The organism is Rhizobium sp. YAF28 (assembly GCF_052113285.1).
Taxonomy (GTDB): Bacteria; Pseudomonadota; Alphaproteobacteria; order Rhizobiales; family Rhizobiaceae; genus Rhizobium.
Map to the genome: position 1 here is coordinate 179,316 of NZ_JBFRCX010000009.1, position 24,678 is coordinate 203,993.

Genomic DNA, 24,678 nt, shown 5'->3' on the forward strand with positions numbered 1-24,678 from the left:
GGACTCTCGGAGATAGGAATTTATTGCCATCGCCCCGATTTTGACGAATAGCTGTTCTATTGGGTGATCCGATCGATCGCAGCAGATTGCGGGCAGAAAGAGGAAGCATGTCGCAGAGAGCAGGCAGCGCCGACCTCCCCCTTCACGGAGGGCGCGTGCCGCCATGGCTGGGCAACCGCATGACCACGCTTGGTGCGCTGATTGCCGAGGCTATCGTCCACCACTACGGACGTGACGAGTTTCTGCGCCGGCTTGCCCATCCCTTCTGGTTCCAGTCCTTCGGCGCAGTCATGGGCATGGATTGGCATTCCTCCGGCATCACGACCAGCGTGCTCGGCGCGCTGAAACGCGGGCTGAAGCCGCTTTCGAAAGAACTCGGCCTGCATGTCTGCGGTGGACGCGGGGCGCAATCGCGCAAGACGCCGGACGAGCTGATGGCGATCGGCGACCGCACCGGGCTGGACGGCGCCGGGCTGGCCAAGACAAGCCGCCTGGTCGCCAAGGTGGACAGCGCAGCCGTGCAGGATGGTTTCGATCTCTATCTCCACGGCTTCATCGTCGCCGATGACGGCCATTGGGTGATCGTCCAGCAAGGCATGAATGGCGACAAACGTCAGGCGCGGCGCTACCACTGGTTCTCGGAAGGATTGGAAAGCTTCGTCAATTCTCCGCATGCGGCCATCGAAGGCCGCTCGCAAGGCGAGATCATCAATCTGGCCGACCGGCGCGCGGAAAAATCCCGCCACGATCAGCTCGATCTTCTCGCGGCGTTTGGCCCGGACCGCATTATTCGCGAGGCGGCAGCCCTTGCCCTGGCCGCTGATCCTGCACCCGCGCCGGAGCCAGCCGAACAGCTGATGCTGCCGCATCTCATCATGCCCGCCCATCACGATGTGCGCGAAAGCGACGTCAATATGCGGCGTCTGCACGGCAACCTTGCCGCAGCTGCCGATCGCGGACCGGTCGATTTCGAGGATCTTCTTCTCGTGCCCGGCGTCGGCGCCCGCACAGTCAAGGCGCTGGCGCTGGTTGCCGAAGTCGTGCATGGCGCGCCCTGCCGCTTCTCCGATCCCGCCCGCTTTTCCATCGCTCATGGCGGTAAGGACAGGCACCCCTTCCCCGTGCCGCTCAAGGTCTATGACGAGACGATCAATGTGATGAAATCGGCGGTCTTGAAAGGAAAGCTCGGCCGTGAGGAGGAACTGCAGGCACTGCGTCGTCTCGACGATCAGTCACGGACGATGGAGCGATACGTCACCGGCCCTGATCTGAAGGAGATCGTCGCCGGTGAATTCCGGCAATCCTCCGCCTTTAGCGGCCGCAGCGTCTTCGGCTGGGAGCCACCACCGGAGGACATCTCGCTAGAGACTGCAGGACGGCCTCGAATGAATAAGCGCTGAAGCCGGGAAGCGGGTCAGCCCCCGGGCAGCGCCACCGGCTCATCAGCGAAGCCGGCAGCATCCAATGCCTTGCGCACCAGACCGCTCGCCTTTGCCTCTTCCATGAAATCGGTTAGCAAAGCGAGGGCTGCCGGCCTGTCTTTTGCGGTCGCAATCGCAATGCCCGTACGCTGAAAGCCACCCTCCAGCACACGCGATCCCGGCAATTGCGGCAAGAGCGAACGGAAAGCATCTCGGGAAAGGGCAAGAACATCCGCCCGGCCATCCAGCAACCTTTCGACGCCTTCGGCAACCGTTTCCACCGGCTCCGGTCGGATCGTCATCAATGAGCGGTCAGCACTTCGGATCGTCGTGGTATTGGTTATGCCGACGACACGCACGCTGGCACGGTCGACTTCGGACAGGCTCTCGATACCCGAGGCGGCGCTCACGAGATAGGTGCTCTCGATGAGATAATAGGCCGGACCAAAGGCCACGCGTTTACGCCGCTCGTCATCGACGGGCATGAAGCTCACATCGATGGCGCCCGCTTCCACAGCATCCGTGCAGGCACCGGAATTGGGGAAACGGACGATCTCGACATCCAGGCCGAGCTCTGCTGCGAGCGCCCGGCCGATATCGACCGTTACGCCGCGATAGGTGCCGTTTTCCAAAATGGCGAAGAAGGCCGAAGCCGCAGGCGCCACGACAATTCCGAGGCGCAACCTGCCGGTCGGTGCAAGTTCACGAAGAGTGTCTGCGGCTTTCATTTCCAAATGCATATCGAGAGTTCTCTTGAGAGTTGCTCAGGCCGGCGTGCCGACACCAAGCAGGGCTTCCTTCTCATTCACCGAGAGGCTTGTCAGGCGATAGAGGATGAAACCCGCCTTTTCGGAATGGATGCTCGCCAGCGTCTCGCCGAAGACGGTTTTGATCTCTCCCAGCAATTCGCCCACTGCCACGCGATCACCGAGATCCTTCTGCGGATACCAGAGGCCCGTTACCAGTGCCGTCGGCACCCACATAGTCACGACGTCGAGCGCGGTTATTGGTGCTTCTCCGGGCAGCATGCCGATATGCTGCATGACACGACGGACACCATCCGTCATCTGCGTTACGGTCGCCTCGCCCCAAAGGCCGTTGCCACTGGCCTCAGGCAGGATGCTCGGAATGCCGAGCTTGTGGGAGGCATCAACCGAATAGCCGGAGCCGCCGGCCGCAACGGCAACCCTGATGCCAAAGGCAGCCGCAAGGGCCTTTGATTTTTCGCAGCCTGACGGGAAGATCGTGAACGGCGCCAGGCCTTCGTTCAGGTCACCGCCATGACAATCGATATAGGCATCGGCTTTCGGGAACACCTCGGTCACCAGCCAATGCGCCAGTTGCTCGCTGGTCGTTCCATCGGGCTTGCCGGGAAACATGCGGTTCAGGTTCTTGCCGTCCTGCGGCATGATATAGATCTTGCGCCTATAGAAGGCCTCGACATTCAGGATCGGCAGGACGATGAGCGTGCCCTTGATCTCCTCCGGCTTCGTCTTCATCAGCCGAACGGTTGCCTCGATCGAGCAGAATTCAGAACCATGAACGCCGGCCGTGACGAGCAGGCAAGGCCCCTCTTCCGCCCCTTCGATGATCGCAAAGGGGATTTCGAGCTCCTTTGTTGGGCGGACATGGCCGAATTCCGACCGGGGCTTTCCGGTGCGCAGGGCAGGCAAGGATGTCATCGAAAAATCCTCTGTCAAAACGTTGTCGGCGTTCGCCTCGTCTTGGCTTCATTCAGGCCGAGGCGGCAAGCCGCCTTAGCAACATCGTCCAGGCCCGCATGCCCAGCTTGAAATTAGCGAGCCGCAGGAATTCATTCGGGGCATGGTAATCCTCGTCCGCCGTAGAAAAGGAGAAAAAGATCGAAGGGCTGCCGAGATATTGACGAAAGGCGCTGCCGATCGGGATGGTCGCCCCCATGGCGACGCGCAATGGCTTCGCACCGAGCAATTCGCCAAGAACCTCTTCCGAAATCTTCAGCGCGGGCAGGCCCGGATCGACGAAATCGGCCTCGCTGCCCGGCCCGTGACGATGGGTCTCGAGGAGGAAGCCCTTCGGCAGGCGCTCTTGCAGATGGCAGATAATGGCGGCGATCACGGCATCCGGCTTTTGCCCGGCAACAAGGCGGCACGTGATCTTCACGCTTGCCGTATTCGGAATGACTGTCTTGGTACCTTTACCTTGGTAGCCGCCAGAGATGCCGTTGAATTCAAGCGTCGGCTCTAGCCATTGGCGGATCAGCAACTCGCGGCCGTTATCGATCGGATCGCCGCCGGCAACGCCGATCTGCCGATAGTAGGCTGCGCTGTCGAATTTCGATGCCTCTATCGCCATGATGATCTTCGGATCGGGCGGTGTGGCGCCGTCGAGAAAACCCTCGACGCTGACGCGGCCATCCGGCCCATGCATGGTCGCGAGCAGGCCCGCAAGGGCTGCAATCGGGTTCGGTGCGCTGCCGCCGTGGCGGCCGGAATGCAGGTCTTTCATAGCACCGATGATCGTGACATCGAGGGCCACCAGCCCGCGGCTTGCCACTGTTATCGACGGCTTGTCCGGGCGCCACATGGCGCCATCGGCCGAAAGCACAAGATCGCAGCAAAGCTTGTCGCGGTATTTTTCTAGCGTCAGCGCAAAATGCGGACTGCCGGATTCCTCCTCACCTTCGATCAGCACCTTCAGATTGACCGGCAACCGGCCCTCGACGCGCATGAATGCCTCGGCGACGGTGATCGGGATCAGCAGCGGTCCCTTGTCGTCGGAGACGCCACGGGCATAGAGCCTGTCATCCCGCTCATCCGGTTCGAAAGGCGGCGTTTTCCACTTTTCGAGCGGATCGGGCGGCTGCACGTCGTAATGGCCGTAGACGAGATAGGTCGGCAGATCGGGATTGGAGAGGAACTCCCCATAGACGGCCGGATGGCCGCCGGTCTCGAGAATCTCGACGGCAGAGAAACCTGCCTTGCGCAGGCGATCCGCCACGAACGCCGCGGCCTGACGAATACCATCGGCAAAGGCCGGATCAGTGCTGACGCTTGGAATGCGGCAGAAGGCCTTGAGATCGTCAAGTGCGGCCGGATAGTTCTCTTCCAGATAGGTCTCGACGCTCATCTGCCGCCGTCCACACTGATGACCTGACCGGATATCCAGCCGGCATAATCGGAGGCGAAGAACATCACCATCGCCGCGATATCTTCCGGCAGACCTAGGCGCTTCAGCGCGATATTCTGCAGAAGCCGAGCCTGGCCTTCCTCGCCCATTGCATCCCATTGACGCTCGGTGGTCGGGTTGGACCGCACGAAGCCGGGGGCCACATTGTTGACGGTGATGCCCCAAGGGCCGAGTTCATGGGCGAGTTGACGCGTCAGGCCGATCTGACCGGCCTTGGCGCTGGCATAGGCCTGGATGCCCGTCAGCGAAATGCCGAGGCCCGCGCCGCTCGAAATGTTGATGATGCGGCCGGCCTTGCGGCTTTTCATGGTTGGCGCCACCGCCTGCGCCATGAAGAAGGCGCCCGAAAGATTGACATCGAAGATCGTCTGCCAGTCACTTTCGGAAATCTCCTCGATCGGCCGTCCGACCTGGCCACGCACGCCGCCGGCATTATTGACGAGGATATCGACCTCGCCGAAGGTCGGCACCAGCGCCTGCACGTCGGTGCGGTTGCCGACGTCGAGCACATGCACCGTGGTCTTTTCACCGCAGAGTTTTACGGTTTCCTCCAGTCCCGCCGCATTGACATCGCAGGCGTGAACCCGCGCGCCGCGGTCGGCAAAACCCTGCGCGATCGTCCGGCCGAAACCGTGGGCAGCACCGGTGACGACGACCACCTTTCCATCAAAGGAGATATTCATGCCACCCTCGCAAGCTCTTCGATATTGGCGACCGTGAGCGGTCGTTTGCCCTCCTCGATCTCATGGATCATGGAAATTACGCGCGCGGCAAGCGGCGTTGGAACGCGCGATTCCTGACCGATTTCGACTACCGGCAGTACCTGCGCATCGACTTCGGTCTTGCGCTTGCGCACGGCGAGATCCCGCCAGATGCCCGAATGCGATTTTACCGATTTGCGATTGTGGACGGACATGTCGTCAAAGGATTTGTTAGTCTGTTCCGGCGTCGCGAGCGGACCGAAGGCAGCCGGATCAAAGCCGTCGAAAGCCTCCGGTTTGATATTGTTGATCGCGGCAACAGTGGCCACTTCCAGCGCCAGCCTGCGCAAAACCGGCCGGGCGGCCGGATTATCGAGAACATCGGCGATGCTGTCATTTGTCAGTGCTGTGCCGAAGAGCAATGCGCCATAGATCAGCTTGCCCCAGAGGAAGCCCCATATATTGTTGGTGATCAGGGCGTTCGGTTCGAACTGCTTCATGAGTTCGTAAATATTTTCGGCACGGTCGGTAAAGCGCCCGTCGAGTTCGCCGATGACGACGGCGCCGTGACCGCTATATTGCACCACACCAGGCCCCAGATAGTCGGCGCCGAAATTGACGAAGCAGCCGATCACCCGGTTCTCGCCGACGATACGGGAGATAACACGCTCATTGAGGCCATTCTGGGCGGAGACGACATAACCATCCGAGGCCAGATGTTCGACGAGCATATGCGCCGCATCTTCGGTGTGATGCGCCTTCACGCAGAGGAAGGTGCGGTCATAGATGCCTTCGAGATCTTCCGGCAGATAGGCCTTCGCCCTGACAACATCCTCGAAGATCGGTCCGACGATCTTCAGGCCCTTCTCGTTGATGGCATCGACATGCTCCTTGACTTTGTCAACGAAGATCACCTCGTTGCCGGCCCGGATGAAGGCGGCGCCGAGTGTGCCACCGATCGCGCCGGCACCCCAGATCAGGATCGGTCCGCTCATGCCCAACCTCCCTCGAGAAGCGTACGGGTTTCTTCGACCGCCACATCCCAGATCGCCTGCATCTCTTCGTCCGGCCGCTCGTAGTAACCGCCGAAATTGCCATCACCGAGATAGGCTTTGACGGCATCCGGCGACATGACCCGCATGCGGGCAAGATCGATCATCGGCTTCTGCTGCGTCGGCTGCTTGACGCCTTCAAGACGGGTCCAGGGGAAATTCTCCATCCAGGAGGCGTGCGAGGCGACGGTGTCGATCTCCTGCACCTTGGCGAAGGTCTTCGGCGCGTTCCACCAATTGTGGAACTTCACCGCCGTATCCGGATTATCGGCCATCCATTCGATCGCCATGCTGCCGGCAGGCTGGTTGCCGCCATGGCCGTTGACGATGAGGATCCGGCGAAAGCCCTGTCGCCTCAAGCCATCGAGAATGTCGCGGACCAGGCTGATATAGGTCTGCTGGCGGATGCTGATCGTGCCGGGAAAGGAAAGGAAGTAAGGCGTGATCCCATAGGCCACGACCGGAAAGACCGGAATGCCGAGGGATGCCGCGGCATCGGCAGCCACTTTTTCCGACAGGATGGAGTCGACCGAGAGCGACAGGCCGGCATGCTGCTCTGTACTGCCGAGCGGCAGGATCGCCCGGTCATCGGTTTTCAGATAGGTTTCGATTTGCTGCCAGTTTGACTCGGATACTCTCATCTCGTCTGCCTTTCCTAGATTTTTGCGTCGATAGCGTCTCGTTTGGATGTGTCGTCTTCCTATGAAGGGATGCCGGCAGCACGAATGATCGGGACGATCACTCTTTCAATGTCGGCTGTATCAGGTGCATGACGGTATTCGATTGCCTGCGTGCCTTCAGGAAGAAGATCGGTCACGCTTTCGGCTCCCGAAGCGTAGATCACGACGGAGACACTGGCGAGGAGCGTCTCCAGCCCCGCCGCCTCGAGCGTCGTGGCGGTGATTTCGCTGACATGCGGCGCAAAACGCTGCACGCCGCTCTTCATGATCGGTAGGAAATCCGGAAAGCGCGAGACGACGGCGATCGAAGCCAGTGAATCGAGCGATGCAAGCGCCCGGCGCGTCTCTTCCGACGGTGTGAAGCTGATCGTAACCACTTTGGTGTTCGGCACGAGGGTTGCGACCTCGCGGTGCCGGTTGGCAAAGGTGATGGCGAGATCGGCAGAGTTGGCGCGTGCCATCGCGGCCGGATTGCGCTCGATCGAGGAGACCGTCAACGGTTCAACCGTCACATCACGGCCAAGGCGGGCAGCGATGAACCGGGCGTAGCTCGCCGTCGCATCCCGAAAGATGCCGATCATGACGATGCGCAGCCGTGGACCGATGCTGTCTCGGTAAAAGGCCCGGGCATTGACGAGTGAGACCAGGTCCGACGAGCGAATGCCGAGCCTCCGACTTTCATCGATAAGGTGATCGATCTGGCGATGCAGTTCGGTTGCGTCCGCTCGTGCTGCAAGCCGCGCCTGATGGCTGTCGCCGACGAATGTGCCGGAGCCTGGGCGCGTGTCGATGAGGCCTGCCGCCTTCAGGTCGGCATAGACCTGACTGACGGTCATCGGGGCAACGCCCACCTTCTCGGCGAGTTCCCGAACCGAAGGGAGCGCTTCCCCCGGAAGAAGTTCACCGCAGGCAATGCCATATTCAATTAGGCCGTGAAGCTGCGTGCGTAAAGGCACGGGCAGTTCCCGGTCGACGAAAAAATCCATGAGACCCGTTCGACGCTATCTGTTATAGAACATTATAACAGTTATCGTGAAATAGGCGCCCAGACAAGCCAAGTGTCTTGATGGGATCATACGAAAACCAGTTGACAGGCTTTTTGCTGCGTGAAATCGTTATAACCAATAAGAACAGTTAATATCCATAAAAGGGGAATGATGTGAGAACGATCGCTCGTGCGGCCGTGGCCGCTGCAGTTTTACTCGGAACCAGTGTTTCAGCATTCGCCCTGGAGCGGGGCGGCACGCTGACCTATGGCCGCTACGCCGACAGCCTTTTCCTGGATCCGGTCCTGAACGACGCCAATGTCGATATCTGGATCCTGTCCAACCTTTACGACACTCTGCTCCTGCCGACCGACGATGGCAAGGGTGTACAGCCGGGCCTAGCCAGCGATTATAAGCTCACCGATGACGGCACGAGCGTCACGTTGACCCTGCGTGACGGCATCAAGTTCTCCGACGGTTCGCCGATCACGCCTGCCGACGTCGCCTGGTCGCTGAAGCGCGCTGCCAAGAAGGACAACGGCATCTGGGGCTTCATGATCGAGTCCATCGATGACGTTACGACCGAGGGCGACAAGACCGTCATCATCAAGCTCAAGCATCCGGATCCGGCCATCCTCGCCGCACTGACCGTCTTCAACACCGGCATCATGCCGGAGAAGGCTTTCGAGGCTTCGCCGGGCGCGACCGACGAGGAAAAGGCCAAGGCCTTCGGCGAGCATCCTGTCGGCTCCGGTCCTTTCGTGCTGAAATCCTGGGATCGCGGCTCCAGCATGAAGCTGGCGCGCAACGAATATTACTGGGGCAAGGGCGAGGACGGCAAACCGCTGCCCTATCTCGACGGCATCGATTTCGAGCTGATCCCTGACGATGCGACTCGCATCCTGAAACTGACATCAGGCGAAATCGACGGTGCGGAATTCATTCCCTACGCCCGCGTCGACGAACTGAAGTCGTCCGGCAATCTCGACATGGAACTCTTCCCCTCAACCCGTGTCGAATACATTACGCTCAACGTACGTCCGCAGCTCGGCGGCAAGGACAATCCTCTGTCCAACGCCAAGGTTCGCCAGGCGATGAACTATGCCGTCAACAAGGACGCGATCATCCAGATCGTCACCCATGGCGTCGGCACGCCGCAGACTTCCTATATGTCGACGGCGACACCGCTACACGTCGGCGACAAGCCGCTCTATCCTTACGACCTCGAAAAGGCGAAGAGCCTGATGAAGGAAGCTGGCTTCGAAAGCGGCTTCTCGACCAGCATCCTCGTGCTGGCGGGCAATCAGGACGAAATCGGCATCTCGACTGCGCTGCAGCAGATGTGGGGACAGATCGGCATCAAGCTGGAACTGCAGCAGGTCGACAACCCGACCCGCACTCAGCAATATCGCGACGGCACCTTCGTGATGCGCAATGCCGCCTGGACGGATGACATCGCCGATCCGAACGAAATCACCTCCTACTTCGTCTATTCCAAGACGATCGACGCGCTGCACACCGGCTGGAAGAGCGACGAGGCCGACAAGCTCTTCGAAGACTCCCAAAAGGAAATGGATCCGAAGAAGCGTGCCGAGCAATATGCGAAGATGCAGGAAATCTATAACGACCAGGGGCCGATCGTGCCTCTCTATGAGACGCCCTATCCGGTTGCGCTCAGCAAGAAGGTCCATGGCTTCCTGCAAATCCCGCTTGGCAACAACATCTTCGCCAAGACCTGGAAAGACAAGTAACCCCTGACCCAGCCTGTTGCGCGGGCCTCACTTGGGGCCTGCGGCCTTTTTCGACTAAGGCATCGGTCCGAAAATCGTGACCGCTTTTCGGAAAGCCTGATGCCCAGATTCAAAGAGTTAGAGCGTCCTTAGTGCATCCGAATGGACGCACTGCGCTCTGGAGGAAGACCCGGAGCGGCTATTGCCTCTTTTCAGTTTCATAATTCGCCGTATGCTTCAGATGATCCCGACGGTGATCTTCATTCTCATCGTCACTTTCGTCCTCGTGCGTCTGCTGCCGGGCGATCCCGCCAGTGCCATGCTCGGCGACCGCGCCATCGATGCCGACGTTGAGCGCATCAACAGGCAACTCGGGCTCGACCAGCCCGTGCCCGCGCAGTTCCTCTATTATGTCGAGCGCATCCTGACCGGTGACCTCGGCAACTCTATCGGCCTGAAAGTATCCGTCATGTCGCTGATCCTTCAGCGCCTTCCGGTAACCCTCATGCTGACGGTCATGTCCGCCCTGATCGCCCTCGTTCTTGCCGTACCGCTCGCCTTCGTCGCCGCGCTGAAACGCGAACGGCTTCCCGACAGCATCATCCGCGGCACCTTTCAGGTCGGCCTGTCGATGCCGGTCTTCTATGTCGGTATCGTGCTCCTGACCGTCTTTTCCGCGCAACTGAAGATCTTCCCGGTCGGCGGCTATGGCGATACGTTCGGCGATCGCATCTACCATCTCTTCCTGCCGGCGTTAACGCTCGCGCTGAGTTTTGCCGCCGTGCTGATGCGCAATCTGCGCTCCTCCATCATCGGCGTCATGAACGCCGAATATGTCGATTTCGCCACCGCCAAGGGCCTGCGCTCGCGCGTCATCCTAATACGCCATATACTGCGCAACGCGCTGATCTCCACCGTGACACTGTTCGGCCTGCAGACGGGCACGCTATTTGGCGGCGCCGTCATCACCGAAACGGTCTTTGCCGTTCCAGGCGCCGGTCGCCTGTTGATCGAAAGCATCTACGGCCGCGATTATCCGGTCCTCCAGGGCCTCACCATCGCACTGGCGATCCTCGTCTCGCTGACCTTCCTGGTCACCGATATCGTCCAGGCCTGGCTCGACCCGAGGATTGCCCGATGACCGGTCACGCCGCCAAGCCTGCCCGCATTGCGTCGCGCTTGCGCATGCCGCGCTCGCTGATTTCGGGCGGCATCATCCTCGGCCTCAGCCTGATCGTTGCGATCTGGCCGTCGCTCTTTGCGCCCTATGATCCGACGACATTCGACTATAACGCGCTCTTGAAACCGCCGAGCCGGGCGCATCCTTTCGGCACCGACAGTTTCGGCCGCGATGTGCTCTCGCGCGTCATCCACGCCTATACGATAGACATGCAGATCGCCGTCTTTGCAACAGTCGGCCCCTTCATCTTCGGCACGATCGTGGGCGCTTTCGTGGGTTATGCCGGCGGCATCTGGGAGTCGATTTTCGGCCGCATCGTCGATGCGACGATCACCTTCCCCTTTCTGGTGCTGGTCATCGCCATCGTCTCCGTGCTTGGACCTGGTCTCGGCAACATGTATGTCGCCGTCGGCGTGGTCGGCTGGGTCTTCTATGCGCGGCTGATCGCAGCCGAAATCAAGGTGCAGAAGCGGCTCGACTATGCCGATGCCGGCAGGGTGATGGGCTATGCGCCGCTGCGCATCGTCTTCCGCCACCTGCTACCGAATGCGATCACGCCTGCGATCGTCTACTGGATGACCGATATGGCGCTTGCCATCCTTCTTGGCTCCAGCCTCGGCTATCTCGGTCTCGGCGCCCAGCCGCCGGCCGCCGAATGGGGTGTGCAGATCGCCGACGGCAAAAATTTCATGAATACCGCCTGGTGGATTTCGGTCTTTCCGGGTGTCGCGATCGTGCTGACCGGCCTCGGTTTCAGCCTGGCGGGTGATGGTGTCGCCGAACTGTTGAGGGTCAGACGATGATGGGCATGCCGAACGAGAATGGCGGGCTGGTCGTGCGCGGCCTGACGACGACTTTCGACACGCCGCGCGGACAGGCGATTGCCGCCGCCGATGTCGATTTCGACGTGGCGCCGGGCGAAGTCGTCGGGCTCGTCGGCGAATCCGGCTCGGGCAAGAGCGTCACGCTGCGCTCCATCATGAGACTGATCCGCCAACCAGGACACGTGAGCGGCCGTGTCGAATGGCGCGGCCGCGATCTCGTCGCCATGCCGGCCGAAGAACTACGCAAGGTTCGCGGCGGCGAGATCGCGATGATCTTCCAGGAGCCGACGACGGCACTGAACCCGGTCTTGCCGGTCGGCATGCAGATCGAGGAGAATCTCGCCGCTCACATGACGCTGAATGCCAGGGAGCGCAAAGCGCGCGCGCTGGAACTGATGAACATCGTCGGCATACCCGCCGCCGAGCGGCGCCTGCTGGAGTATCCGCATCAGTTTTCGGGGGGCATGCGCCAGCGTGCCATGATCGCCATCGCGCTCGCCTGTTCGCCAAAGCTCCTCTTGGCCGACGAGCCGACGACGGCGCTCGACGTCACCATCCAGGACCAGATCCTGAAACTGCTGCTCGACCTGCGCGACCGGCTCTCCATGAGCGTCGTGCTCGTCACCCACGACCTCGGCGTCGTCGCCGCGACTTGCGACCGCATGGCGGTCATGTATGCGGGCCGTATCGTCGAGACCGGAACAGTCGTCGACGTCTTCAGCAAGCCGCTCCACCCCTATACCCGCGGCCTGCTGGGCTCGGTGCCCCGCTCGGGCGCTTCCCGCACGGTGCTGCAATCGATCGAGGGCACACCGCCAAGCCTCACCAATCTGCCGGATGGATGCGCCTTCCATCCGCGCTGCAAGTTTGCAACCGAACACTGTCTGAGAGAACGGCCGCCGTTGGAGGCCGTCGTCGCCTCTGGGGAGCGTATGGTTGCCTGTTTCCACCATGAGCTCGTGGCTGCGGCGGAGGCGATCATTTGAACGCGAACCTTCCCATTCTTTCGATCGACGGCATCTCGAAGCGTTTTGCTGGCCCTTATTCCCTGACGCGCAGACTCCAGGGAAAGCCTTCGCTCGCAGTCCATGCGCTACGCGACGTCTCGCTGCAGATCCACCGCGGCGAAACACTCGGGATCGTCGGCGAATCCGGCTGTGGAAAATCGACGCTGGCGCGCTGTCTGGTGCGCCTGCACGAGCCGGATGGCGGAGCGATCCGCTTCGAGGGCAAAGATATCGGCACGCTCCGCGGCGGCGAACGTCGCGCCTTCAACCGGCGCGTCCAGATGATCTTCCAGGATCCCTACGGCTCGCTCAACCCGCGCATGACCGTCTCGCAGATCCTCGGCGAAGCGCTTTCCGTTCACAAGATGCGGCCAAAGCCCCAGATCGAGGATCGCATCGCCGAACTCCTGGAACTGGTGCGCCTACCACAGGACGCGGTCGCACGCTATCCACATGAGTTTTCCGGTGGCCAGCGCCAGCGCATCGGTATTGCAAGAGCACTCGCCGTCGAGCCCGACGTTATCGTCGCCGACGAACTGGTTTCGGCGCTCGACGTCTCGGTGCAGGCGCAGGTCGTCAATCTGCTTCTGCAACTGCAGGAGCAATTGCACCTCACCGTCATTTTTGTCGCCCATGATCTACGCCTCGTGCGCCACATCTCGCATCGGGTGGCCGTCATGTATCTCGGCCAGGTGGCAGAGGTGAGCACCTCGGAACGCCTCTTCACCGCCCCGCGCCACCCTTACTCCAAGGCCCTGCTCGATGCCGCACCCGAACTCGATCCCTCACGCCGCAGCCGCACGGTTGCCGCCCGCGGCGAACTGCCGAGCCCGCTTGAGGTGCCGCCCGGGTGCGCCTTCGCAAGCCGCTGCCCGCATGCCTTCGACCGCTGCAAGGTCGAGCGACCACTCCTGACGCCACGTGGCCACGGCCAACTTGCTGCCTGCCACCGTGAAGACTTCGGGGCACCTGCGCTCCAACAGGATATATAACCATGAGCTATGCCGTTTTCGAAACCGAGATTGCCAGGATCAACGATATCCTTTGCGCCGTGAACCTGCTCACGTGGGATGCGCGCACCATGATGCCGCCAGGCAGTGTCGATGCGCGCGGCAAGCAGATAGCCACGCTTGTCAGCCTCGCCCGCGATCTTGCCACAAGCGACAAATTGCAACGCGCCATTGAGGACGCGCGCTCGGAACTGTCGGGCATCAATGCCGCCAATCCGCGCCGCCTCGCGGTCGAACAGGCAGCCGCCGCAATCGACACGCTCTCGCGTATTTCCGCCTCTCTCGTCAGCGCCGCGGCCGAACTGAAAACGGTTGCCCAGGCGGCCTGGAGCAAGGCCCGCGCTATCAATGATTTCGCCGGTTTCGTCCCCCTTCTCGAACGCACGATGGAGATACAGCGCGAGATCGCCGCCGACATCGGCTACGAGGAACATCCCTATGATGCGCTCGTCGCAACCTACGAGCCAGGCATGAGCTGGTCGCGGCTGCGCGGCTTTTATGGCGAATTGCGCGACGGTCTGCTGCCGCTGCTCGCTCGCGCGAAAGAAGCAAAAGTCCGCTCCGAAATTCTCGACCGCGCCTATCCCGTCGACCGGCAGCGGGCGTTCTCCAGCCTGATCTCTACCCGCTTCGGCTATGATTTCAATCGCGGTCGCCTCGACGACACGGTCCATCCTTTCGAGATTTCCTTTACGCGTTCCGACGTGCGCATCACCGGCCGCTTCCGCGAGACCTGGCTGCCCGGCGGCCTCTTTGCCGTCTGGCATGAGGCAGGTCACGGCATCTACGAGCAGGGCATATCGGAAGCCTTCAGCCGTTCAACCTTCACCACCGATTTCGTCAATCTCTATGCCGTCGGTGGCACCAGTTTCGGCACGCATGAATCTCAGTCTCGCCTCTGGGAAAACCGCGTCGGTCGCTCCCGCCGCTTCTGGGAGCTGAACTTCGCCGACTTGCAGAACACCTTCCCCGACCAGCTCTTCGATGTCACGGCGGAGGATTTCTGGCGGGCGGTCAATGCCGCGCGGCCGGGTTTCATCCGTGTCGAGGCCGACGAACTGACCTATGACCTTCACATCATGCTGCGTTCGGAGATCGAGGCCGGGCTGATGGCGGGCGAGATCCGCGTCGCCGATCTGCCTGAGATCTGGCGCGAGAAGATCAAGGCCTATCTTGGCCTCGATGTGCCGAACGATACGCTCGGCGTGCTCCAGGATGTCCATTGGTCGTCGGGCATGGTGGGTTCCTTCCCCACCTATACGATCGGCAACATCATGTCCTCCCAGTTCTTCGCCGCCGCTCGCAAAGAGACGTCGATCGAGCGCGGGCTGGAAGCGGGCGACTATCTGCCGCTGAAGACCTGGCTAAACGACAATGTCCATCAATACGGGCGGTCGAAAAGCCCGAGCCAACTGCTGGTGGATGCAACGGGGCAAGACCTCTCCGTCGCTGCTTACATCAGCGATCTCGCGCGCAAGGTCGAAGACCTCACCGTCTGAGGGTAGTGAGGTCTTTCACTTACTTGTTTAATAAGCTTGCCTGAGACGGCTAGCCGATCAGCAGCTTGACCCAGGCCTCGACATCATCGCCGCTGCTCATGTCCGGGCGTACCAGCCCGTCGATCATGAAGGTCGGCGAGACATGAATACCGTTCTGACGGGCATATTTGCAATGCCATTTGATCTCCCGGTCGAGATCGGGAATGGCGAAGGCTTCCTTCAGCGCAACACCGCTATAGCGCTCGAGGCGCTCGATGATCTGGTTCGGCGTCACATCCATGTTCGGGCCGCCGGCGTGACGCTCGAACTCGAATTCCTCGCGATGGGCGGCAACGGCCGCCATGACCTTCTTCGCAGTCTCCTTGCCGCCTTCCAGCGTCGATGCCGCCAGGATAGAGCGTACGATCACGCCGGAGTAGACATGCCATGGCTGCGACTGTAGCCGGATCTTCACTGTGATCTTTTCCGCACCGGCTTGCTCCAGAAGCGTATCCAGCTTCTTGAACGTCCTGACGGAATAAGGGCAGGTCGGCTCCAGAAAGGCCTCGAAAACCCGTGGTCCAGAACCCCAAACGAGCGGGTCTGCCTGCCAGGAAGTCGTCGTCATATTCATGTCCTCTTGTCCTGCGGAACGATATTACCGGCCACCATAATCAACGGCGCAGCCGGCGTCGCTGATGATAAGGTTGTTTCCCGTTCTATTTATTCACGGTGTCATGAAAGGCATAAGACCGTTTGGCCTGTCATGCCTCTTTCACAAATGCATCGAGCCGCTATGCTGTCCTCACGGATAAAATGATGGGTAAATCAGTGATGCAGGAACGGCAGGTCGAATTGCGCGAGCGAATGACGATCCTCGGCGATGTCAATGCCGCCTCGTTCATCCCGTGGATCCGCCGCCATGCTGACAAGCTTGGACTTTCCCAGGATTTCTTTCACACCGGCGCCGACCGAATCGAACTTGAGGTCGCGGGGCCAGTGGAACTGATCGACATGCTGGAAATGGGGTGTTCGCTTGGCCCGATCGACGTCTGGGTGGATGAGATTCAGCGCAGGATTGTAGATCCCGCCGACACACCGTAACGCAGGCCGCATTGATCCCCTGCCCTTTATTTAATCATTGTTGCCAATGCGATTTTTTTATGCAAGCCTCTGGAAACTGAGGCCGCAAGCTCGGCGACAGTGCGCGGCCAACAGCGCTAAAGCCTTGGTAAAATTGGGGAATCATAGGTTATGCCATCTGCTACGGCCGGCTCCTGGACGCCTGTCGCCCTTTCTGCTGATCTGCCGCCGGCGACCGTGATGCCGGCCTGGACACCGGCGGGATCGATCGCTCTCTGGCGCAGCCAGTCCGGACGCGCATCGGCATCGTCGGATCGCTGTCCCCATCGCGGGATGCGATTGTCCCATGGCTTCGTGCGCGGCGAGGCGCTCTCCTGTATCTATCATGGCTGGAGCTATTCTCCGGCGGGAGGATGTATCCGCATCCCCGCCCATCCCGATCTCGTGCCGCCGGAAACGATCCGTGTCGCGGTCCACAAGGTCGCGGAATCGGATGGTGTCATCTGGGTGGCTGTTGGCGAGCCGGCGGCCCAGCCGCCACGCTTTGACGATCTCGTGCCGTTGCGCTCGCTGACTATCGAGTCGGATATTGGCGCACTCGAAGACGCAGCTGGGGCCAAAGTCGATTCGGACGGGTTTATCCGCATCGCCGATCTTCCCTGGGTCCGGCTGCTGTTGGCTGAGCAGATCGATCGCACGCTCGTTCACGTCATGATCGAGAAGGATCGCAGCCCGGCAGACCGTGTTGCCGCGTCCCGTATCGCCGAGGCTGTGCGCCGCCAGGCGGAAGCGCGGCGCAAGGAGGTCGCATGATGAAGGCTGGCGCGATGATCGACGAGTGGTATCCGGTTGGCCTTTTTTCCCAACTGACCGAGACAGGGACCAAAACCGCTCTGATGGGCGAACCCATCGAAGTGGCGCGCACATCCGATGGCAATGCGCTGGTGACATCGTCCGATGGGCGCAACCTCTCGGTCCGTGTCCGCTACGGCCATGTCTGGTCTTCCCTCGGCAATCCCGCCAAGGAGCTTTTTGCCATTCCCGAGGCGGATCAGCCTGGCCGCCGCTTCGTCGATGTCGGCGTGGTACGGGTGCGCTGCTCGCCGTTGCGGGCGGTGGAGAACTTTCTCGACATCGCCCATTTCCCTTTCGTCCACACCGATATTCTCGGCGCCGAGCCACATACGGAAGTCGAGAATTACAAGGTTGAGATCCGCGAAGACGAGGATGAGGTCTGGGCAACGCAGGTGAAATTCTACCAGCCGCAGGCCGCCAAGTCGGCGAGTGGCGGGATCACTATCGAATATATGTACCGCGTGCCGGCGCCGACCTGCTCGGTGCTCTACAAGACTTGCCCTCCCCGGCCGGGCGAATGGGATGTCATTACCCTCTTCGTGCAGCCGCTTGCAGAAGACCTTTGCGACGTATGGCCATGGATGGCCCTTTTTGATGACGAAACGCCAATGACAGACCTCATCCATTTTCAGCAGATGATCTTCCTGCAGGATCGCTCGATCCTCGAAAACCAGATCCCTTCCCTGCTGCCGCTCGACCCCGGCATGGAAATCCCGACCAGGGCCGATCTAACGTCGGTCGCCTACAGACGCTGGCTCAAGCGCCATAACTATACCTACGGTGCACAGTTGGTCGCGCAATGAAGCTCTACGACTACATTCTCTCGCCGAGCTGCTACAAGATCCGCCTGATGGCCGCGATCCTCGGCATCAAGCTGGACATCCGGCCGGTCGATTTCCATCCTGGCGCCGAACATCGCGGACCCGAGCTCCTGGCGCTCAATCCGGCAGGTTCCATACCGATCCTCCAGGATGGCGATCTCGTCCTGACGGAATCCTCAGCCATCCTCGCCTATCTCGCCGCCAAAAGCGCACCGGAATGGTTAGGCACCAGCACGCCTGAGGAGACGGCACGGGTTCAGCAGTGGCTCTCCTTCTCGCACCGGCTGACAGCCAATCTCGGCGGCGCGCGGCTGCACGAGATGCTGCTGCGCCCGGGCAATATCGAGACCCTGCAGACGCAGGGGACCGCAGCATTGCGCGAGCTGGAAGCCGGTCTCTTCGAACAGCAGCTTCGTGGCATGCGCTTCCTGGCATCGAACCGTGCCACGATCGCCGACATCGCCTGCTTCCCCTATGTGGCGCTTGCACCTGATGGCGGCATCTCGCTCGATCCCTACCCAACGATCCGGTTGTGGCTGCGCGCCATCCGAAGCATCGACGGCTTCATCGAAATGCCCGGCATCCACCGACTGCACGAGCTAAAGCCCGATCCCCATCCTGCGAAGGAGGAAAGGTGACATGGCCGGCTACCTCCTGAAAAACTGCGCAGCCGTCATCGTCGACGAGGGCAAAGGACCAAGTGTGCGCCGGAACGTGGACGTGCTGACCAATGGTTCGGCGATCCAGGCAATTGGCGCGAACCTGTCGCAGGAGCCCTTGCCTTCCGGCACGATCGTCCAGGATGCCACCGGCTGGTTCGTCTATCCGGGCCTCGTCAACACGCATCACCATTTCTTCCAGTGCTTCGTGCGCAACCGAGCCGATCTCGACTGGACGAAACTGTCGGTCATCGAATGGCTGGACCGGATCTACCCAATCTTCTCGCGGCTAAACGAGGATTGCTTCTACCATTCCTCCGTCACGGCCATGGCCGAGATGATCAAGCATGGCTGCACAACGGCCTTCGACCATCAATATTGCTTCCCCCGCCATGCCGGAAAACGTCTCATCGACCGCCAGTTCGAGGCGGCTGAGCTTCTCGGCATGCGCTTCCATGCAGGCCGCGGCGGCAACACGCTGCCGAAGTCCGAGGGGTCGACGATCCCGGATGCCATGCTGGAAACGACGGACGAATTCATCGCCGATTGCGCCCGGCTGATTGACAGCTACCACGATGCCAGCCCCTTCAGCATGCGGCAGGTGGTTGTCGCTCCCTGCCAGCCGGTCAACTGCTACCGTGAGACCTTCGTCGAATCCGTAGCACTTGCCCGTGACTGTGGGGTGTTTCTGCATACGCATGTCGGCGAAGGCGAAAGCCCTGTCATCGAGGCGCGGTACGGCATGCGCACCGTCGATTACTGCGCTGAACTCGGCTTTGCCGGCCCCGACACTTTCTACGCCCATTGCTGGGAACTGACGCATGACGAATTGCGCAAGATGGCGGCAAGCGGCACCGGCGTCTCCCATTGCCCCGAGCCGGTCTATCTCGTCGGCGCCGAGGTCACCGACATTCCCGCAATGTCAGCCTTTAGCCTTCGCGTCGGGCTCGGCTGCGATGGGGCTGCCTCGAACGACAATTCGAACCTCATGCACTGCATCCATTCCGCCTACATGCTGCAATGCCTGGCGGCATCGACGCGCGTTCATCCGGTTCCACCGCCGGTCGACTTCCTGAACTACGCAACGACAGGCGGCGCAAGCCTGCTCGGACGCAGCGATATCGGCCGTCTTGCGCCGGGCATGGCCGCCGATCTCTTCGCGATCGATACGCGGCGGATGGATTATGTCGGCACGCGGCACGATCCGCTGAGCCTGATCGCCAAGGTCGGGATCGGCATGCCGACCGACCTCACCATGATCAATGGGCGCATCGTCTGGCAGGCAGGCGAATTCACCGGCCTCGACGAATTCAAACTTTTTGCGGACGCCGAAGCGGCGCTCGCGACCGTCGAATTTTGAAGAACCAAAAGAGGGGAACTGACATGTCCAACAATCTGACCCGAAGAACGCTCATGAAGAGCGCGGCCGCTGCCGGCCTCGCCACCGCCTTTGCCGGCCGCTCCGCACTTGCTGCCGACGAACCGCTCGGCATCGCTCTCGTCGTGCCCTCGCCGATCGGCGATGTCGGCTGGGGCCATGCACTTGCCGCCGGCATCGATCCGATCAAGGCCGCCTATGGCGACAAGGTGAAGGTCACCGTTATAGAGAACATCGCCGAAGGCCCGGATGCCGACCGCATCATGAACAAGACGGTAGCCGACGGAAACCATTTCCTGATCGCCGGTTCCTTCGGCTATCAGAATGGTGCGCTGCAGATCGCCCGCCGCAATCCCAAGGTCACCGTGTTGCATGCATCGGGCTTCCAGGTCGCGCCGAACTTCTCACCCTTCGCCGCCAAATATTTCCAGGGCACCTACCTGCTCGGCATGGCGGCGGCGGCCGTTTCCAAGACCGGCAAGCTCGGCTCGGTTTCGGCCTTTGCCATTCCGGAACTCATCACCTCCATCAATGCCTTCACGCTCGGCGCGCAGTCCGTCAAGCCTGACATCGAAGTCTCCGTCGTCTGGGTCAATTCCTGGTTCGATCCGGCCAAGGAGCAGGAAGCCGCCAAGGCGCTGATCTCGCAGGGTTGCGACGTGATCTTCTCCAATGCGCAGGATACGCCTTCGGTGATCTCGGCCTGCGAGGAAGCCGGCATCTATGCCTTCAACCTGAACTCCTCGATGAAGAAATATGCCGAAAAGACCTATCTCGGCTGCGTCGCCACCGACTGGTCGCCCTTCTTCAAGGCTTCGGTCGAGGCCCATCTCGCCGGCACTTTCAAGGGCGCCAACACCTTCCTCGGCGTCGCAGACAAGGTGGTCGAAGTCGTCGACTGGAACCCGGCAATCCCGGCCGATACGATGAGCAAGATCAAGTCAATCGAGGCAAAGATCGCCGACGGCAGCTTCTCGCCCTTCACCGGTCCTATCACCAAGGCCGATGGCAGCGAAGGTGCTGCTTCGGGTGCGACGCTGACGGACGCGCAGATCGTCGCGATGGACTGGCACGTCAAGGGTGTCACGACGCCGTTGCCGAAGTAAGCCATGATAAGCCCGCTCCTGTCGCTGCGCGGCATTTCCAAGAGCTACGGCCAGGTCCACGCCAACCAGCAGATCGACCTCGACGTCGCTCCCCGCTCGATCCATGCCATCCTCGGAGAAAATGGGGCCGGCAAATCGACCCTGATGAAGCTGATCTACGGCGTCGAACTGCCGGACAGCGGAACCGTCGCCTGGAACGGGCAGAACCTCAGCCTTGCCTCTCCCGCAGAGGCAAGGCGTGCCGGCATCGGCATGGTCTTTCAGCATTTCTCGCTGTTCGAAAGCCTGACAGTGGTCGAGAACATCAGGCTCATCGTGGCGGGCAAGAAAGCCGAACTGGCTGAGCACATCCGCAAGCTGGGGCACGAGTTCGGCCTCGAGGTCGATCCGCTCGCCCATGTGCATTCGCTTTCCGTCGGCGAGCGGCAACGGGTGGAAATCATCCGCTGCCTGATGACCGATCCGAAGCTGTTGATCCTCGACGAGCCGACATCGGTTCTGCCGCCGCAGGCCGTGGAGAAACTGTTCGAGACCTTGCGCCGGCTGCGTGATGGCGGCGTTTCCATCCTCTTCATCTCCCACAAGCTGGAAGAGATCCAGTCGCTTTGCGACCGGGCGACGATCCTGCGCGGTGGACGCGTGACCGGCCATATCGACCCGCGCGAGCATGACGCCCACGACCTTGCCCGCATGATGATCGGCCGCGACATGCCGGAACCCATGCCGGCTTTGCCGCTTGCCGAAGGCGAGAAGCGGCTGGAACTGATCGGCCTTGACTACAGGCCGGACGATCCTTTCGCCGTACCGCTCTCGCAGGTCAGCCTGACCGTACGCGCCGGCGAGATCCTCGGCATTGCCGGCATTTCGGGCAATGGCCAGAGCGAGCTTGCCGCGCTGATCTCCGGTGAAACGATCCTGCCGCGGGAGCAACGCGATCAGATCTTCATGATGGGCAAGGATGTCGGCGCACTGGGCTCGGCCGCCCGCCGGCAGCTTGGTTTTGCCTTCGTGCCGGAGGATAGACTTGGCCGTGGCGCAGTTCCAGAGATGTCGCTCACCCTCAACAGCCTGCTGACCGCCCATCCCCTGAACCTCGTCAGACGCGGCCTGCTCGATAAGGCGCAGGCGACCGCCTTCACCAATGAGTGCATCCGGGACTACGACGTGCGCACGCGTGGCCCCGAGGCCGAAGCCGGCTCACTCTCGGGCGGTAATTTGCAGAAGTTCATCGTCGGGCGAGAAATCATGCTGGCACCGAAACTGCTCTTCCTTGCCCAGCCCACGTGGGGCGTCGATATCGGCGCAGCCTCGGCAATCCGCAAGCGGCTGATCACGCTGCGCAACGAAGGCATGGCGATCCTCGTCATCTCCGAGGAGCTGGAGGAACTGTTCGAACTTAGCGACTTCATCCAGGTCCTGCACCACGGGAAGCTGAGCCCGCCGCTCGTCACGCGCGATACCAAACCCGAAGAGATCGGCCGATACATGATCGGCGCCCAGTCGCAGCGCGAGAAAGCGATCGCATGAGCAGACCTCTGTTTGCCGCCCTGCCAACCCTCGTCCGCCGGGAGCGCGCCTCGCTTGCCGCCACCCTGCTTGCCCCGCCCATCGCGCTGGTCATCACGATCATCCTCAATCTCGGCCTTTATGTCGTCATGGGGCGTGATCCGGCTGCGGTCATCTATGCGATGCTGATCGAACCCTTCTTTTCCTGGGCATCCTTCTCCGAAGTACTGCTGAAGACCGGACCGCTGCTGCTGATCGCGCAGGGGTTGGCGATCGGCTTCCGCGCCAAGGTGTTCAACATCGGCGCCGAAGGGCAATTCGTGCTCGGTGCAATCTTTGCCTCCGCCATTCCGATCTGGTGGCCGGATGCGACCGGCCAGTGGATCTGGCCGGCGATGCTGCTGCTCGGCACCATTGGCGGCGCGCTCTGGGCATCGCTGACCGCCTTCTGGCGTGTCCGGCTGAACGCCAACGAAATCTTGGTCTCGCTGATGCTGAGCTTCGTTGCGGTGCAGCTTCTCAATTATCTGCTGCTCGGCCCCTGGAAGGATCCGAATGGCTTCAACTTCCCGCAGTCGGTGATGTTTCAGTATGACGCAATGGTGCCGATCCTGATCGAGGGAACGCGTGTCAATGTCTCGCTGATCCTTGCCGTTCTGCTGTCCGTCGCGGCATGGATCTTCATGCAGAAGAGCTTCATCGGGTACAAATTGCAGGTCGGCGGACTGGCGCCGCGTGCCGCAAGCTATGCCGGCTTCAAAGAGGGCTGGGCAATCTGGCTGTCGCTCCTGATCGGTGGTGCAGCCGCCGGTCTTGCGGGCGCAGCCGAAGTCGCCGGCCCGCTTGGCCAGCTGCAGCGCTCGATCTCGACCGGTTACGGCTATGCTGCCATCATCGTTGCCTATCTCGGCGGGCTGCATCCGATCGGCATCGTCATATCGTCGATCGTCATGGCGGCCCTCTACATTGGCGGTGACAATGCCATGGTCTCCGCCAATTTGCCGATCGCAGCCGTCCGCGTTTTCCAGGGCAGCCTACTGCTCGCCTATCTGATCGCCGTCGCCTTTGTCCGCTACCGCCTTGCCTGGCGCCCTGTCGCTGTCAGGAGCCCATCATGAATGCCATCGAGTTCATCCTGGCCGGCATGCTGGCGGCAGCGACACCCTTTTTGCTCGCAGCGCTTGGCGAGCTTGTGGTCGAGCGCGCGGGCGTGCTCAATCTCGGCGTCGAAGGGCTAATGGCGTTCGGCGCCGTCATCGCATTCATCGTCGTCTATCACGGCGGCGGCCACATTCTGGCGTTTATCGCGGCCGGCATCGGCGGCGTCCTGCTCTCGCTAGTCTTTGCCGGGATCATCCTTGGCTTCAATGCAAACCAGGTCGCGACAGGGCTTGCCATCGGCATTCTCGGTCAGGGCCTGTCGGCACTGTTCGGCAAGAGCTATGAGAGCCTCACCGTCAAGGCATTGCCGAAGATTACCATTCCCGGCCTTTCCGACATTCCTCTCATTGGCGGGTTGTTCACCCAGGATATCGTCGTTTGGCTTTCGCTTTTGGTGACACTCGCGATCTGGGCGACGTTTGCCTATAGCAAGGTGGGTCTCGTTATTCGCGCCGTCGGCGAAAACCCGAAAGCCGCTCACGCCATCGGCTATTCCGTCATCGCCGTACGCTTCGCGGCTGTCGCATTCGGCGGCATGATGGCGGGCTTCGCCGGCGCCTATGCGTCGACGATCTATACGCCGCTCTGGGCGGATGGCATGATCGCCGGCCGCGGCTGGATCGCCATTGCGCTCGTCGTCTTCGGAACCTGGCTGACGGGGCGGATCTTCCTCGGAGCTTGCCTCTTCGGCGCCGTATCGCTGATGGGGCTTGCCGCGCAGGCAACCGGGCTCGACGTGCCCTCGCAGCTTTTGGCTTGCCTGCCCTATCTCGTGACGATCATCGTGCTCGGCATCATCTCGGCAGATCGTCGCCTGCTGAAGCTCAATGGCGTCGCCTCGCTCGGCGAACCATTCGAGCGATAGCCGGATG

The 24,678-nt window shown here is 61.2% G+C and carries 24 protein-coding genes; 16 read left to right on the plus strand and 8 right to left on the minus strand.

Features of this window, described 5'->3' with window-relative positions:
* Positions 1-107 precede the first annotated feature (107 nt).
* Positions 108-1,400 (plus strand): DUF763 domain-containing protein, encoded by a 1,293-nt coding sequence (locus AB4Z13_RS21380; protein WP_442206756.1) that lies wholly within the window; start codon positions 108-110, stop codon positions 1,398-1,400.
* Positions 1,401-1,414: 14 nt separating this feature from the next.
* Here the strand turns inward: AB4Z13_RS21380 and AB4Z13_RS21385 are convergent, their stop codons facing one another.
* Genes AB4Z13_RS21385 through AB4Z13_RS21415 form a run of 7 tightly spaced genes read right to left on the minus strand, consistent with a single transcriptional unit; the run spans position 1,415 to position 8,008 of the window.
* The gene (locus AB4Z13_RS21385; RefSeq protein WP_442206757.1) at positions 1,415-2,149 is read right to left on the minus strand and encodes a transporter substrate-binding domain-containing protein; all 735 of its coding nucleotides are present in this window, start codon (positions 2,147-2,149) and stop codon (positions 1,415-1,417) included.
* Between the two features lie 36 nt (positions 2,150-2,185).
* On the minus strand, positions 2,186-3,103 hold the full coding sequence (locus AB4Z13_RS21390) for a succinylglutamate desuccinylase/aspartoacylase family protein (protein ID WP_442206758.1): 918 nt from the start codon (positions 3,101-3,103) through the stop codon (positions 2,186-2,188).
* 52 nt (positions 3,104-3,155) lie between these two features.
* The gene (locus tag AB4Z13_RS21395) at positions 3,156-4,529 is read right to left on the minus strand and encodes a dipeptidase (RefSeq protein ID WP_113320120.1); all 1,374 of its coding nucleotides are present in this window, start codon (positions 4,527-4,529) and stop codon (positions 3,156-3,158) included.
* Positions 4,526-5,272, minus strand: a complete 747-nt coding sequence (locus AB4Z13_RS21400) for an SDR family oxidoreductase (protein WP_113320121.1) — start codon at positions 5,270-5,272, stop codon at positions 4,526-4,528. Before AB4Z13_RS21400 ends, AB4Z13_RS21395 begins: the two co-directional genes overlap by 4 nt.
* Complete coding sequence (locus AB4Z13_RS21405; protein WP_442206759.1) at positions 5,269-6,285, minus strand: ketopantoate reductase family protein; 1,017 nt, start codon at positions 6,283-6,285, stop codon at positions 5,269-5,271. Before AB4Z13_RS21405 ends, AB4Z13_RS21400 begins: the two co-directional genes overlap by 4 nt.
* Complete coding sequence (locus AB4Z13_RS21410) at positions 6,282-6,983, minus strand: creatininase family protein (RefSeq protein ID WP_442206760.1); 702 nt, start codon at positions 6,981-6,983, stop codon at positions 6,282-6,284. Before AB4Z13_RS21410 ends, AB4Z13_RS21405 begins: the two co-directional genes overlap by 4 nt.
* 59 nt (positions 6,984-7,042) lie before the next feature.
* Complete coding sequence (locus tag AB4Z13_RS21415) at positions 7,043-8,008, minus strand: GntR family transcriptional regulator (protein ID WP_113320124.1); 966 nt, start codon at positions 8,006-8,008, stop codon at positions 7,043-7,045.
* Between the two features lie 173 nt (positions 8,009-8,181).
* On the opposite strand from AB4Z13_RS21415, the gene AB4Z13_RS21420 reads away from it, so the two are divergent.
* The 6 genes from AB4Z13_RS21420 to AB4Z13_RS21445 all read left to right on the plus strand — a co-directional run bounded on the left by AB4Z13_RS21420 (position 8,182) and on the right by AB4Z13_RS21445 (position 15,258).
* Positions 8,182-9,759, plus strand: coding sequence for an ABC transporter substrate-binding protein (locus AB4Z13_RS21420; RefSeq protein WP_442206761.1), 1,578 nt, complete (start codon positions 8,182-8,184; stop codon positions 9,757-9,759).
* 181 nt (positions 9,760-9,940) lie between these two features.
* A complete protein-coding gene (locus AB4Z13_RS21425; RefSeq protein ID WP_113320126.1) occupies positions 9,941-10,879 on the plus strand; it encodes an ABC transporter permease in 939 nt (312 codons plus the stop codon).
* A complete protein-coding gene (locus AB4Z13_RS21430) occupies positions 10,876-11,721 on the plus strand; it encodes an ABC transporter permease (protein WP_442206762.1) in 846 nt (281 codons plus the stop codon). Before AB4Z13_RS21425 ends, AB4Z13_RS21430 begins: the two co-directional genes overlap by 4 nt.
* Positions 11,718-12,728 carry an ABC transporter ATP-binding protein gene (locus AB4Z13_RS21435; RefSeq protein WP_442206763.1) on the plus strand — a complete coding sequence of 337 codons (1,011 nt, stop codon included), beginning with the start codon at positions 11,718-11,720 and terminating at the stop codon, positions 12,726-12,728. The genes AB4Z13_RS21430 and AB4Z13_RS21435 overlap by 4 nt, the downstream gene beginning before the upstream one ends.
* Positions 12,725-13,741 (plus strand): ABC transporter ATP-binding protein, encoded by a 1,017-nt coding sequence (locus tag AB4Z13_RS21440; protein WP_442206764.1) that lies wholly within the window; start codon positions 12,725-12,727, stop codon positions 13,739-13,741. The genes AB4Z13_RS21435 and AB4Z13_RS21440 overlap by 4 nt, the downstream gene beginning before the upstream one ends.
* Before the next feature lie 2 nt (positions 13,742-13,743).
* A complete protein-coding gene (locus AB4Z13_RS21445) occupies positions 13,744-15,258 on the plus strand; it encodes a carboxypeptidase M32 (RefSeq protein WP_113320130.1) in 1,515 nt (504 codons plus the stop codon).
* A gap of 49 nt (positions 15,259-15,307) precedes the next feature.
* On the opposite strand, the gene AB4Z13_RS21450 is transcribed toward AB4Z13_RS21445, so the two are convergent.
* Positions 15,308-15,865 (minus strand): DsbA family protein, encoded by a 558-nt coding sequence (locus tag AB4Z13_RS21450; protein WP_442206765.1) that lies wholly within the window; start codon positions 15,863-15,865, stop codon positions 15,308-15,310.
* A 206-nt stretch (positions 15,866-16,071) separates the two neighbouring features.
* Here AB4Z13_RS21450 and AB4Z13_RS21455 point away from each other — a divergent pair, with 206 nt between their 5' ends.
* From AB4Z13_RS21455 to AB4Z13_RS21495, 9 genes are all read left to right on the plus strand, one after another.
* A complete protein-coding gene (locus tag AB4Z13_RS21455) occupies positions 16,072-16,341 on the plus strand; it encodes an acylphosphatase (protein ID WP_442206848.1) in 270 nt (89 codons plus the stop codon).
* Between the two features lie 150 nt (positions 16,342-16,491).
* Positions 16,492-17,133 (plus strand): Rieske 2Fe-2S domain-containing protein, encoded by a 642-nt coding sequence (locus AB4Z13_RS21460; RefSeq protein WP_442206766.1) that lies wholly within the window; start codon positions 16,492-16,494, stop codon positions 17,131-17,133.
* Entirely contained in the window at positions 17,133-17,978 is an 846-nt protein-coding gene (locus AB4Z13_RS21465) for an aromatic ring-hydroxylating dioxygenase subunit alpha (RefSeq protein ID WP_442206849.1), read from the plus strand. Before AB4Z13_RS21460 ends, AB4Z13_RS21465 begins: the two co-directional genes overlap by 1 nt.
* The gene (locus AB4Z13_RS21470) at positions 17,975-18,634 is read left to right on the plus strand and encodes a glutathione S-transferase family protein (protein ID WP_442206767.1); all 660 of its coding nucleotides are present in this window, start codon (positions 17,975-17,977) and stop codon (positions 18,632-18,634) included. The genes AB4Z13_RS21465 and AB4Z13_RS21470 overlap by 4 nt, the downstream gene beginning before the upstream one ends.
* 1 nt (position 18,635) lies before the next feature.
* Positions 18,636-20,015 (plus strand): amidohydrolase, encoded by a 1,380-nt coding sequence (locus tag AB4Z13_RS21475; protein WP_442206768.1) that lies wholly within the window; start codon positions 18,636-18,638, stop codon positions 20,013-20,015.
* Between the two features lie 23 nt (positions 20,016-20,038).
* Positions 20,039-21,139 (plus strand): BMP family ABC transporter substrate-binding protein, encoded by a 1,101-nt coding sequence (locus AB4Z13_RS21480; protein ID WP_439017856.1) that lies wholly within the window; start codon positions 20,039-20,041, stop codon positions 21,137-21,139.
* A gap of 3 nt (positions 21,140-21,142) precedes the next feature.
* A complete protein-coding gene (locus AB4Z13_RS21485) occupies positions 21,143-22,666 on the plus strand; it encodes an ABC transporter ATP-binding protein (RefSeq protein WP_442206769.1) in 1,524 nt (507 codons plus the stop codon).
* The gene (locus tag AB4Z13_RS21490) at positions 22,663-23,763 is read left to right on the plus strand and encodes an ABC transporter permease (protein ID WP_113320137.1); all 1,101 of its coding nucleotides are present in this window, start codon (positions 22,663-22,665) and stop codon (positions 23,761-23,763) included. The genes AB4Z13_RS21485 and AB4Z13_RS21490 overlap by 4 nt, the downstream gene beginning before the upstream one ends.
* Entirely contained in the window at positions 23,760-24,671 is a 912-nt protein-coding gene (locus AB4Z13_RS21495; protein WP_113320138.1) for an ABC transporter permease, read from the plus strand. Before AB4Z13_RS21490 ends, AB4Z13_RS21495 begins: the two co-directional genes overlap by 4 nt.
* The last annotated feature ends 7 nt before the right edge of the window (positions 24,672-24,678 follow it).